Raw genomic sequence first — 13,022 nt, forward strand, 5'->3', positions numbered from 1 at the left:
GAATTTTTATGCGTAAATTTTTTCTATGTTAAACTTGGAGAACCCTCCGCTTCCGGTCATTCCTTTTCCTCCGATTCCCGTTATAATGTGGATATTCGGAGAGGGGCTGTATTCGAAAATATCTTTCATCTTGCACTGGGAATACACTCCAAACCATCTTCTCTGAATTTCATACGTAGGAAGGTCAATTATTTTTTTTGCTTCATGGATCATGAATTCATCAATTTCCATATTGAGATCATATCCAAGGTCGTCCGCATTTTTAGCATCAGCATACTCATGGGAATCACCAAGAATGATAGAGCCGTCAAGAGCTTGCTTAAAAAGAATATGAACACCATATTTCTTCTCAAATGAATGAGGATTTTCCAATGATTTGATTTTTTGAAAAGAAGGACATTCACTGAATGATTCATATCTTCTGACGGAAAGTCCGGTAAGAATATTTCCCTGAAGAGAATAAATTCCCTGAGGTTTGGTTTGCAGCATCTGCAGTTTGCTTACTTCCAGGTCGCTTTCATTGAATACTTTAGGGTATAATGTTTTAAATTCATGTCCCCCGCAGATGATAATCCGGGAAGCAGAAAATTCTGTTCCTTCAGCAGTGATCACAGTACATTTCCGGTCATCTTCACCTGTTTCAATAACTGTGGTGTTGTAGAAGATCTCCAGCCCCATTTTTTCCTGTAAAAGCTTGTGAAGTTTTACAATCATATCTGCAGAGTCTACAGAAAGCTCCTGGGGAAAGAACAACCCTCCTTTGCAATAATCCGAGCGTAGGCCGTCAAACTTCTTGATACAGTCATTTTTAGATAATAAAACAGATTCATAATCGTTGTTTCTGTTGATTTCATAGAGTTCTTCAATAAGCTGAAGCTCTTCAGCATCAGAAGCAATGTATACAGAGCCGTTTTGCCTGATAGTAAGGTCTGCCTGAGCATGAAGTTCATTATATATAGCAAGGCTTTCTCTCCCGAAATTCTGCCATTTAAGATCCATTCCAGATGGCACTACCTGTCCAAAGTTTCTTACCGTTGCCCCTTGAGGCAGCGCATTTCTTTCCAGTAAAGCTACTTTCAGATTTTTCTTCAGGGCATGATAGGCATGGAATGTTCCTAAGATTCCGCCTCCCACAATGAGTAAATCAAATTTTGTTTTCATTTTACTATAATTTATAAGATTTTCGAAGTATCGAAATTGATGTATTGATTAGAATTAGAATTGGGTTTTGCCTTTTTTTTAAAAGCCAGAAAGGCAATAACCGAAAGAATTAAAACACTGACTGTAATGATATAATTCAGACTGATATAAAAGCTGAGCCACGAAGTCTGCGCAGAACCGAAATTCTTATACAGTAAGATCAGAACACTTCCCAGATACCCAAAGGAATCTACCGTATAGATCAGAAAGCCTACATTGCCTTTAATATCAAATGCGGCAATCATCCGGTCAAAATAAATTCCATTAAAAGGAATATAGCAGATATACATTCCAAATCCGGAGATCGTCATCCATAAAAACGGAGATAGTGAATTCTGTTGGAAGAGATAGGTGGAAAGCCCCACCGTTAAAATTCCGGCAAAGAGGATATAGTGATAATAAGCAAAAGCCTTTTTATTGTTTTTAACCTTTACCATACAGCTTAAAATCAAAAGAACCATAATGGCAATGGGGATTTCTGTCAATGTAAATACAGAACTGTCAAATGTAAAGTGAAGACCGTCCCAGATCTCGCGGTTAAAATTATCTCTGAAATCCCTTAAAACAGTTAAACAGATATAAAGAAAAATAATGCAGACAACAGGGATAAAAAACTGGCGGATAAGCTCTTTCCTTTCTTTTCCGTTAAGAGGCTTTCTTTTACTTTTAAGCTGAATATCTTCTTCAGTAGGTTTTGGAATTTTTTCCAGAAGAATTCCTGAAATAAGCAAAGGGACAATAAAAATAAGCCCGGCAGAAAAAGGCATCCAGAATTCTGAAATAGCAAATGTATCCATCAGAAACTTTCCTACCGACTTTGTAAACCCTGAAGAAATCACAAAGCTTGAGCACAGAAATAATCCGATAATTTCAGTTGTTTTACGGCCTTCTATGTAGGAAAAAACAATACCCCAGATCATTCCCAGCGGAATACCATTGAGAAACATAAAAAGAATATTATAAGGAGCAGGAATAATTGCAAACCCTAATAAAGAAAGTTCTGCTATGGCAATAAAGGAAAATAAATAATGCAGCCTTTTTGCAGGTTTTAGTTCAGAAATGAATTTAATTCCAATGAATTTCGAAATAAAATACCCTACAGCCTGGGCAATGATAATCAGGATTTTATAATCTACTCCGAAGTAAGATAGTTCTTCGAAAGAGGCTACGGTAAAAGGTTTTCTGAAACCGTACATGCAGAAGTAAACACCAAAAGCGGCAAAAGCAGCTTTCAGTGTTACCAGTGTCTTAGGATTGATTGTTCTGGCCATTATTTGGGTTTAGAAGTTCAGTTTTATTCCAAGGTTACATCTTACCCCATAATATTCCACCTGTTCGGGACGGTCTTCATTTTGTCCGAAATGATAGATCAGAGGTTTATTGAGGATGTTGTTGATATCCGCATACAGACTCAGATGTTTAGTAAGCTGGTAAGAACCTCCGAAGTCCAGGCTGCTGTATTTACCATAATAAGAGTCATTACGATCATCCTCAGCATATTCTACAGCATATTTTCCCTTATAATTGTAAGCAAGTCTTGCATTGAAGCTTTTTCTCTCAAAGAAGAGCTGTATGTTATAGAGTTCTTTGGCCTGATAAGGAAGTTTTACCTTTCTTCCGCTTGGCTTCTCCATTTCTGATGTCATAAAAGTGGCATTCACCTGAGCTCCAAAATACTTAAGGAAACCCGGAAGGAAATCAAACCTCTTATTGATTCCCAGTTCAATACCGCCCAGCCATGCTGCCTTTCCATTGTTTGGGGCTGTAAACTGGACCCCGTTGATCCCGTTATAATTTCCAATGAATGAATCCTGGAAAATAGGATCTGTAATGGATTTATAGAAAACACCACCGCTCAGAATCCCTACATTGGAGAAATAATATTCTCCCATCAGGTCAAAGTTTAATGAATATGTTGGATTGAGGTTGGGGTTTCCACCCTTGAATTCATTATCCGCTTCACTATAGGTTCCTCCTGGCGTAAGATCTCCGAAGTTAGGTCTCGAGAAAGTTCTCGTAGCAGCAAAACGAAGATTCGTTTTATCATTTAATGCATACTTTACATGGATCATGGGAAGAACGGCCAGGTAGTTTTTAGTATTTTCAACAGGGGTCAGTACATCATCGATCACACTATAGCCCTTTACTTTGGTATTGGTGTTGGAAAATCTTATTCCTCCTAAAACCATAATCTTATCATTCACTTTATAGGTTGCCATTCCAAATGCATCGGCATGTTTCTCCAGGACATCAAAATTTCTTCCCAACGCTTTGTTATATTCTAAAGCCTCGGAATCAGCAGTATTGATCTTCAGGTTTTTTTGACTGTCAAACCAGAACTGGTTCATTCCCGAGGTAGAAAGTACCGGACCGAAAGTATTTCCGATGTGTGCATTCATTTCACTGAGATATTTGGTTCCGTTTGGCTGTGAAGTAATAAATTGGGAATAATCTGATAAAAGAGGAGCCGTTCCGCCGTTCCAGGTGTAAAAAATATCTGAAAACCTTGCATTACGTTCTTTATCCCTGTACTTAAAACCATATTTCAGGGTTAATTTATCAGAAGTATTAATCTCATGGTTAAAGGCTGCAACAATCTTATCTTTTTCCTGAACAAAAACTTTATAAAATTCAAGGTCTGTAAATTTCATTTGTGAAGCATCCATTTTAAAATTAGGATCGCTGTAGAAACCAAATAAGGCATCAGGGTTTTTGTAATCCAATTTTCCACCATCGGCTTTCCAGTAGGCTCTTGGGCCATTCCCGTGATCAGAAATATAATCGGGGTTAATACCTACTCCAGATTGGGTATATTTGATGACATAGTAAGAGTTGTTTTGCTTATCGGGGATATTCCCATACTTGAACTGATTGTCATAATAAGAAAGATCCCAGTCGATTTTTCCTTTATTTAACTTATGAATTCCCCCTAATGAAACAGAGGTAAGCTCTGTGATCAGTAAGTTGTGGATGTTCTGAAGTTCTACTCTTGCCGTATTATTTGTACTGCTGAATTTATCAAAGCGAATCCTGTGTTTATAATGTGTTTCATCATCAGACAAGGTGCCGTACATTCCTTTTACATAGAGGGTGTTTTTTGGGGAAAGAACATATTCAAAGGCAGCATTAATTCCGGTTGTCTTCCTTACGCCGTTGTAATCCCGAAGCTCCATTCTGAAAACCCCTTCGTTACCACTTCTTCTTGCTTCAAAATTGTCAGTAGACCAGTTTCTGATGAAATGGGCAAAATTGAATAGGTATCCGAACTTTTTATCCTTTGTTCTTCCGCCATACAAAAGCCCGATATTATAAACTCCTTTATCTGCTTTGGCATTATAACCGCTCCCCAATGTTGCTTTAAACTCTGTTTTCATGGGAGGAGTCTTGGTAATAAAATTAACACCGCCGCCAATTCCATCTGCTTCCATATCCGGGGTAAATGACTTATTGACATGTACATAAGATATCAGTTCTGTAGGGAAAAAATCAAATGCTGTAGCTCTGGAAGTTGTTTCTTCCTCTGCGGTGGGAAGCCTGTTTCCGTTGATGGTCGTGGAGGCCCAGAAAGGAGGAAGTCCTCTTAATGAAACAAATCTTCCTTCTCCCTGGTCTCTTTCGATAGAGACTCCCTGTACGCGCTGTACGGTTTCTGCAGCATTTCTGTCCGGTAGTTTTCCAATTCCGTCTGATGCAATGACATTGGTGATATTGATTGCATTTTTCTGAAGATTTAAAGCTCTTGCTTCTGTATTTTTCAAAGTACCGGTAACCACAACTTCATCAATATTTTTTCGGGGCTGAGAAAGCATAACGGTTCCTAGATCTACAGTTTGATCAGGCTTTAGTGTAATAATAATGTCTGCTGTTTCATATCCTATGTAGGTAATTTGTAAATTGTACTGACCTTCTTTAATATCATTGATCGTAAATTTTCCGTCAATATCAGTCGTTATATTTTTAGATAGACCTTTTATTTTTACAGTGGCGCCGGGAAGGGGCTGGCTGTTATCAAGAACAGTTCCTATAATGAGCTGCTTTTGTGCTGCAACAGAAGTGACAATACAGACAGAAGCAAGGGTTAGTAATTTCTCTAAGTTTGTTCTCATTTTTACATATATTAAATTTTTTATGCAAATCACGCTAATAATTTTAATATATATAAATATTTGGTGTTAAGTATTGTTTAATAAATCAAGGCTGTTTGTTACTTTTATTTTACCTTAAAAATATTTGTATAAAAGAATATTTTGATTTAGTCTTTATATTAAACTATTTATTTTAATGTATTTATGAGGTTGCTTTGATGTTTTTATTTAATTTTTAAATGGAATATGAGAAGGGTGTTTTTGATTAACATTACGTTCATTTTACCCAAAATAAGAAAACTAGAAGTTTACAAATAGTAAACTTTTGCTTGTCAACTTTAGAAGTTGAAAGAACAAAACGGAGAACAGGTTAGGGTACAAGCTTATATAACCTCGTAAGAAATGGAGGATGGGAAGTAAAGAGAAAATATTTCCACCTTCACTTCTTTATAATATTAGAAACAGAAGGTAAGGTTTTGTGTTACATGAAGCTGTGAAAATCTATGCAGTATAAAAATAGAGAACCAGCATTACACAGCTTTCATCGCTGATGCTTACAGGAACGTGTGGAAATTTTCCGTTAAAATATAAAGAATCGCCTTCTTTTAAAATGATCTCTTCATTATCAATAACATATTTTACTTCACCTTTCAGGACGAATTTGAACTCCCAGGCATCTGTGATCACTTTTTCTCTTTTAGAATTAGGTTCAAGAGTCAGCAATACCGCTTCAAAACCTAAAGAATGAAGACTTTTACTGAAGATATGCATATACTTGAAACCTTCAGCTTCCACTTCTTTTTCTATGAGCTGCTGGCTTTCTTTTGGCACATAAATGAATTTTGCATGGGATTTTTTCTCTACCCCTTCAAAGAAATAGCTTGCATCAATTTCCAAGGACTGGATGAGGTCAAGTAACACCGGAAGAGAAGGTATTGTTCTCCCGTTTTCGATTCTGGAAACAAGGCCATTGCTTACATTGGCTTTGAATGCCAGTTCATTAATGGTTAAATTATTCTTTTTTCTAATATCCTTTAATCGCTTGCCGATACCTATTAAAAAGTCATTCATGCTGTATTCAATTTAACCTAAATTATTTTCGTCATTATATGAAAAACAAAGGTAGTATTATTCTATGTAGGTTGGATAAGGAAGGGTCTCAATTCATTTAAAATTATTATTGAGGGGAGAAGAGCAATTTTGTTCATCCCAAAATTTCCCTATTTTTGTAAAACTCGTTATTTCATTTATGAAAAAAATTATTCTTATCGAAGACGAAACCAGCGTGGTGTCTTTTATTAAAAAGGGACTTCAGGAAAACGGATATGAAATTTCTGTCGCTTTTGACGGGCGTACCGGAGTACAGCTGGTTCAGGCAAATGATTTCGATTTGGTGATTTTAGATATTATGCTTCCGGAAATGAATGGGCTGGATGTCTGTAAGGAGATCCGGAAAACCAATCAGAGCGTTCCTATTCTGTTTTTAACGGCATTGGGAACTTCTGAAAATATTGTGCTGGGATTAGAAAGCGGAGGCGATGATTATCTTGTAAAGCCATTTAAATTCATTGAACTGGTAGCCCGTGTGAAATCTTTGTTAAGAAGAAGTAACAACAATGGACCGCAGGAGACAGTTGAGCCGGAACTGGATAACGAGCATGTATTTCAGTTTTCTGATCTTATCGTGAACGACTATACAAAAAAAGTAACCCGTGGAGGGGAAGAAATTACCCTTACCTCTACTGAATATAAATTATTAGTCTATTTCCTTACGAATCCGGAAAAGGTAATCTCCAGAGCGGAAATTCTGGATGCAGTATGGGGCGTCAATTATGAGTTGGGAACCAATGTGGTAGATGTCTATGTCAATTACTTAAGGAAAAAACTGGATAGCCAGGATGACAATAAGTTGATTCATACAGTAATAGGAATGGGTTACGTCCTGAAAAAATCGTAATGAATGTTTAATAAAGTGATCACAAATCAGACCAAAACAATGGTGCTTTTAATGCTGGTTTTTACTGTCATTATATTGCTTTTCAGTGGGCTGGTTTATTTTTCGATCGTTAATTTTTCACATCAGAGATTTTATGAACTGCTGAAGATCCGTACAGCAACTATTGTGCAGATAGAAAAAAGCAAAGACCATCTTGATCTTCCGGAAAACTATGTCCTCAGTAGCCTGAATGATGAAGAGCTTCCCATGGAAAAAGATTATGTTTTTGCAGTCCCTACAGATTCCAATTTCAAGAAGATATCCCAGGAAGTTCATATTCCATCTTATTTTTTTAAAAATATTATCAAGCAGGGGGAAGCCAATTATAATGATAAGGAATTCTATTATATTGGCCAGACTTTCAGATACGACGATAAAGACTATATCGCTATTGCTTCTGCCAAGAACCATTATGTGGTCTATTATCTTGGTTTTTTAAAAAGAACATTGCTCACCTGTATTGTGCTTTCATTGTTCTTCAGTATGATTTTTTCTTTTTATTTATCCAAGACACTGTTCCGGCCGATCTTAAAAATTACGGGAAAAGTAAAAGAAATCAGTTCTGAAAACCTTCACTTAAGGTTGGAATCTCAACCGGATAACAAGGAGCTGAATGAACTGGTAGACACTTTCAATGATATGCTCAACCGGATTGAAACCTCTTTTGAAACCCAGAACCATCTGATTGGCAATGTCTCCCATGAATTGAGAACGCCGCTGACTTCCATTATGGGAGAAGCGGATGTAGCACTTTCCATCAACAGAACCGCTGAAGAATATAAGGAAACGCTGGAAATCATCCTTGATGAGGCAGAAAAACTGGATAAAAAGATCAAAGCTTTATTAATGATTGCCCAAACCGGATTTGACGGCAAGATCCAGAAAATGGATAAGGTAAGAATTGACCAGCTGCTGTGGGATGTAATTGAAACACTACGAAGAATAGATTCCAGGAATAATATATATCTCGATATCAGTATGCTCCCTGATAATCCTAAAAAACTGAAAGTACAGGGGAATGAGCAGTTGCTGCATCTTGCAGTAGCCAATATCATCAGTAATGGCTGTAAATATTCTAATTTTCAGCAGGTAAAAGTCTCTTTAGGGGCCACAGATACAGATGTCTATATTATTGTAAAGGATAATGGAATCGGGATTCCGGAGGTAGAAATGAATAAAATCTACGATCCGTTCTTCCGGGCTTCCAATACCAACAATTATGAAGGCTATGGAATTGGGCTTCCACTGGCGAGAAATATCGTAAGAATGCATCACGGTGAGCTGATTGTAAGCTCGCACGAAAATCAGGGAACTACGGTTCAGATGCGTTTCCCTAATTTCTACAGCACACAGAAAGAAGGTGTTTAAACCTGAATTTTCAGGTGATCTGTATAATTAATTGATTATCATTGTTTTATTATTGTTGTTGTTAATTTACCTTTCTCTCAGATTAATTTCTCTTAACAATTTTCTAATCTCATTTTAATCTCTTTAATCACATTTTAATTCCATTCCAAGGACCTTCTAATTTGGTCGTTCTAGTTTTGTATCATCAAAAAAGATAAACACAAAACAAAATAAAAGAACATGGCTAAAACAATTTTAATTGCAACGGATTACTCTCTTGAGTCATTAAACATATTGAAAAAAGTGCTAAAAGAGAAAGAAGCCGCGAATGACGAAAACCAATATGATATCCTTCTTACCTCAGGATATGATTCCGGAGATTCTATCAGAGATCTTTTATTCAATACCAAAACATCCATTTTCAATAAGATCAGGCCGGCAGAGTTTTGCGATGCTTATGGAATCGTGAAGAATAAATATCCTCATCTGGTCAATAAAATCATTTGTGATGTTTTTACAGGAAGCTTTCAGAGAACATTCAATCAATACGTGAGTGCAGGGAATATAGAAGAAGCTTATTATTCTTCGTCTATTAAGAGCAAGGGTAAAGGAAAGTTTGATCTTATTCCTTATATCAGGAATTGCAAAGACCTGAAGTCTCGTGAAATTGCCGTTGAGGTTAGAGAAAGGCTTCCGGAAAGAGGAAGGCTTGCAGAGATCTTTGTAGAGGTCTAAAATAAACACAAATTAAAAAAAATAAAAAAATGTTAAGAAATTATAGTAACAGCAGGACACTGGGGGATAATATCAGATTGGGGACGCTGACTGCATTTACAGCAGGTACTATAAATATAGCATCCCTATTAATATTTCTCTCTTTTACATCGAATGTAACGGGACATTACGCTGTTTTGGCGGCAGAAATCAGCAAGGCCAACTGGGCACAGGTGGGAATAGTGGCCGGATGGATCTTTTTGTTCTTCTTCGGAAGCTTTCTATCCAATTTTATTGTCATTAATTTCAATAAAAAAAGCAAGTATTTTGCCCATTCCATGCCAATTGTATTGGAAATTATATGTCTTCTCTTCGTAGGAGTATACGGACAGTTTTATTATCAGAAAACTTTGGAAGAAACAGAATATCTGGTCGCATTAATGCTTTTTGCTACAGGTCTTCAGAATGGCTTAACGGCCAGTATCTCAAACTTTTCAGTAAAAACAACTCACCTTACCGGAACAACTACCGACCTGGGAATTCTGGTTTCTATGTTTACCCAAAAAAAATATAGAAAAAACGGTGAGCTGATCGGGAGGGCAAAGTTACTCTTGAGTATTATGATTGCCTATGTCTTAGGAGCAGTATTCTCGGGGCTTACTTATTATTATCTGGAATTCAGAGTGTTTTATGTGATCAGCTTGTGTCTTTTAATTGTGATAGGATACGATGCTTATAAAATTCATGTGAGACATTTTAATACCAAATACAGATACAACAGGATTTATAAAAAGCCCAACCTTCTGGCTTATCTGTATGAGAAGATCCACGGAATTCCGGAAAGAGAAAAGAAAAGAAAACTGGCCTTTGAAGACTGAATGTGAAATGATAAATAAATATCACTATTAATTTTTTTGTATAAACTAGCTGTGAATCAATCCTCTATTTGTGTAAGAACAATAGGGGATTGATCTTTATATAAAACTGCTGTAGTGAATGGTTTGAGGCTCAGTCTGTAAAAAGCTGCATTGTTGAAATGTTGATAATTAAATATTAATTCCCTCTTTTAATGTTTTAATTCCCAATTTCATTGTCTATTTTTGTAAGTTGATTTACGTTTTTTTATGTCAGATATTATTCAACTTTTACCGGATCATGTAGCTAACCAGATTGCAGCAGGAGAAGTGGTGCAGAGGCCTGCATCCATTGTGAAGGAGCTTTTGGAGAACGCTATTGATGCAGATGCGTCTAAGGTCGAACTGATTCTCAGGGACGCCGGGAAAAACCTGATTCAAGTAGTGGATGATGGAAAAGGAATGTCTGAAACAGACGCCAGAATGGCATTTGAAAGACATGCTACATCCAAAATCAGGGGAACGGAAGATATCTTTAAAATTGCTACAAAAGGATTTCGGGGTGAAGCGCTGGCTTCCATCGCGGCCGTTTCACAGGTTGAATTGAGAACAAAGCAGAAAAACGCATCCATTGGAACCAATATTTACCTTGAAGGTGGGGTTTTTCAGTTTCAGGACCCGATACAAACGGCGGACGGATCCAATTTTTTAGTGAAGAATTTATTTTATAACGTCCCTGCCAGAAGAAAATTTCTGAAAAATAATAATATTGAATTCAGGCACGTAATCGATGAATTTCAGCGTGTTGCATTGGCACATGAAGGATTGGAGTTTTCGTTGTTTCATGATGATGAACCGGTTTTCAAACTCAGAAAAGGGAGCCAGATGCAGCGTATTGTAGATATTTTCGGAAGAAAACTGCAGCCCCAGCTTATTCCTATCAAAGAAGATATTATCTGGTGTAAGCTTCATGGGTTTGTAGCAAAACCGGAAGGAGCCAAGAAAAACAGAGGCGAACAGTTTCTTTTTGTGAATGGAAGATATTTCAAGAGTCCTTACTTCAATAAAGCAGTTCAGGAAGCTTTTGAAGGATTGCTTTTACCGGGATATGTTCCATCATTTTTTCTTTATCTGGAGCTGGACCCTGAAAAAATAGATGTTAATATACATCCACAGAAAACTGAGGTAAAGTTTGAAGATGAGCATCTTATTTTTGCGTTGCTTCGTTCCACGATAAAAAGATCGTTGGGAATTTATAATGTTTCTCCAAGTCTTGATTTTGACAGAGATCCGGATTTAGACGAAATGATGAATAAACCTATTCCCAGTAAAGGAAACGGCGGCGGAGGAGTTATAAAAATGCCTGAAATTATTGTTGATAAAGACTATAATCCGTTTTTGGAAGAAAGAAATATTGTACTTCCGGAGGAGATTCAGAATCTTACGGAAATGTACAGCCAGAATATTACAGCAGAACCTTCAAAAATCAATTTATTTGAAGATGAAGATTTTGATGAAGACCTGATGAGGCTTCCCAACGGATACTGGGTGTTCAATAAAGGAGATATGACGCTGATGCTGGATCTTGGAAGAATGCACAGGCTTGTGGTTTCTGAAAGCAATAATAAATCAGCATCAAAGAAATCCAATACCAACAGCCATGCCCTCCTGTTTTCTCTGGAGTATCACATGAACGAAATAGAAAAGAATAAATATAATTCTATCAAAAAATATCTTCCCGAACTAGGGTTTGACATGAAAATTGCTCATGAAAGTGTACTGAGAATAGATTCACTTCCCGAAGGGCTGAAAGAAACACAGGCTATGAAGTTTCTGGAGAACCTTTTTGAAATACTGGAATATAAAACAGAAGAAGAATTCATGCAGTATTATCAGAATCAATGGGCCAAAATGCATTCGAAGTCAAGATTTGATTTCCTTTATAAAAAAGATGCGGAGCAGCTTATTAAAGATTTTACAGCATTAGGGTTCCCAGAATTTTTACCGGACGGAAAAAGATGTTTCTATGAAGTTCCGTTTAATGATTTTAAAAACAAATTTTAAAAAATATGTTTAACAATATACCACCGATTACAAGAAATCTTATCATTATTAATATTATTGTTTATTTGATATCCAATTTCTTGTTTTTTAATTTATACGATACACTTTCGGGGTTCTATCCTTTCTCTCCCAATTTTAAATCCTGGCAGGTTATCACGCACATGTTCATGCATGCTCCGTTTAATGAGCCGGGCGGACTGATGCATATTTTATTCAATATGTTTACTCTATTCAGTTTTGGGCCAATTTTGGAACAAACACTGGGAGAAAAAAAATACCTGATATTGTATTTTGCAAGTGGGTTAGGTGCATTTTTCTTATTTAACCTTTGGAATTTTGTTGAAGCACAACAGATTATTTCAGGTTTACAAAGTTTGGGATTAAATGCTTCGGAAATTTATCCTAAAGCGGCACTCAATTATTCAGGAGATCAGAGAATTAGTGCCACAACGGCTGAGGGGCTGGCATTATCAAGTGAGTATTATGGGTTATTAAAATCACGTATGATGGGGGCTTCCGGTGCAATTTTTGGAGTAGTGGCGGCATTTGCCACATTATATCCGGATTCGAAAATTGGAATAATGTTTATTCCTGTTCCTATTAAGGTAAAGTATTTACTGCCTATTATTGTTGTTGTTTCCATATATCTTGGTGTTTCAGGAAATGGAGGAGGTATTGCCCATTTAGCTCACGTTGGAGGAGCTTTGGTAGGATGGCTATTGGCCAGAAACTGGAGAAAACATTTATACAGATTTAATTAAA

The 13,022-nt window shown here is 36.7% G+C and carries 10 protein-coding genes; 6 read left to right on the forward strand and 4 right to left on the reverse strand.

Translation table 11 applies throughout. The annotated features are described in order from the left end of the window. Positions 1-6: 6 nt before the first annotated feature. The 4 genes from MP478_RS17190 to MP478_RS17205 form a co-directional block, all read right to left on the reverse strand. Entirely contained in the window at positions 7-1,161 is a 1,155-nt protein-coding gene (locus MP478_RS17190) for a TIGR03364 family FAD-dependent oxidoreductase (RefSeq protein ID WP_257201147.1), read from the reverse strand. An 11-nt stretch (positions 1,162-1,172) separates the two neighbouring features. Continuing rightward, complete coding sequence (locus MP478_RS17195) at positions 1,173-2,471, reverse strand: DUF5690 family protein (protein ID WP_257201148.1); 1,299 nt, start codon at positions 2,469-2,471, stop codon at positions 1,173-1,175. A 9-nt stretch (positions 2,472-2,480) separates the two neighbouring features. Continuing rightward, positions 2,481-5,306 carry a TonB-dependent receptor gene (locus MP478_RS17200; RefSeq protein WP_257201149.1) on the reverse strand — a complete coding sequence of 942 codons (2,826 nt, stop codon included), beginning with the start codon at positions 5,304-5,306 and terminating at the stop codon, positions 2,481-2,483. 480 nt (positions 5,307-5,786) lie between these two features. Further along, positions 5,787-6,356 carry a helix-turn-helix domain-containing protein gene (locus MP478_RS17205; RefSeq protein WP_257189535.1) on the reverse strand — a complete coding sequence of 190 codons (570 nt, stop codon included), beginning with the start codon at positions 6,354-6,356 and terminating at the stop codon, positions 5,787-5,789. A gap of 178 nt (positions 6,357-6,534) precedes the next feature. On the opposite strand from MP478_RS17205, the gene MP478_RS17210 reads away from it, so the two are divergent. The 6 genes from MP478_RS17210 to MP478_RS17235 all read left to right on the forward strand — a co-directional run bounded on the left by MP478_RS17210 (position 6,535) and on the right by MP478_RS17235 (position 13,021). Next, complete coding sequence (locus MP478_RS17210; RefSeq protein WP_257201150.1) at positions 6,535-7,242, forward strand: response regulator transcription factor; 708 nt, start codon at positions 6,535-6,537, stop codon at positions 7,240-7,242. 3 nt (positions 7,243-7,245) lie between these two features. Beyond that, positions 7,246-8,649: a HAMP domain-containing sensor histidine kinase gene (locus MP478_RS17215; protein ID WP_257189537.1), complete on the forward strand. Its 1,404-nt coding sequence runs from the start codon at positions 7,246-7,248 to the stop codon at positions 8,647-8,649. 219 nt (positions 8,650-8,868) lie between these two features. Beyond that, on the forward strand, positions 8,869-9,363 hold the full coding sequence (locus tag MP478_RS17220) for a hypothetical protein (protein ID WP_257189538.1): 495 nt from the start codon (positions 8,869-8,871) through the stop codon (positions 9,361-9,363). A gap of 29 nt (positions 9,364-9,392) precedes the next feature. Beyond that, positions 9,393-10,220 carry a YoaK family protein gene (locus MP478_RS17225; protein ID WP_257189539.1) on the forward strand — a complete coding sequence of 276 codons (828 nt, stop codon included), beginning with the start codon at positions 9,393-9,395 and terminating at the stop codon, positions 10,218-10,220. Positions 10,221-10,466: 246 nt separating this feature from the next. Next, on the forward strand, positions 10,467-12,260 hold the full coding sequence (gene mutL / locus MP478_RS17230) for a DNA mismatch repair endonuclease MutL (RefSeq protein ID WP_257201151.1): 1,794 nt from the start codon (positions 10,467-10,469) through the stop codon (positions 12,258-12,260). A 5-nt stretch (positions 12,261-12,265) separates the two neighbouring features. After that, on the forward strand, positions 12,266-13,021 hold the full coding sequence (locus tag MP478_RS17235; protein ID WP_257189542.1) for a rhomboid family intramembrane serine protease: 756 nt from the start codon (positions 12,266-12,268) through the stop codon (positions 13,019-13,021). The last annotated feature ends 1 nt before the right edge of the window (position 13,022 follow it).

The organism is Chryseobacterium sp. WG14, from assembly GCF_024586945.1.
Taxonomy (GTDB): Bacteria; Bacteroidota; Bacteroidia; order Flavobacteriales; family Weeksellaceae; genus Chryseobacterium.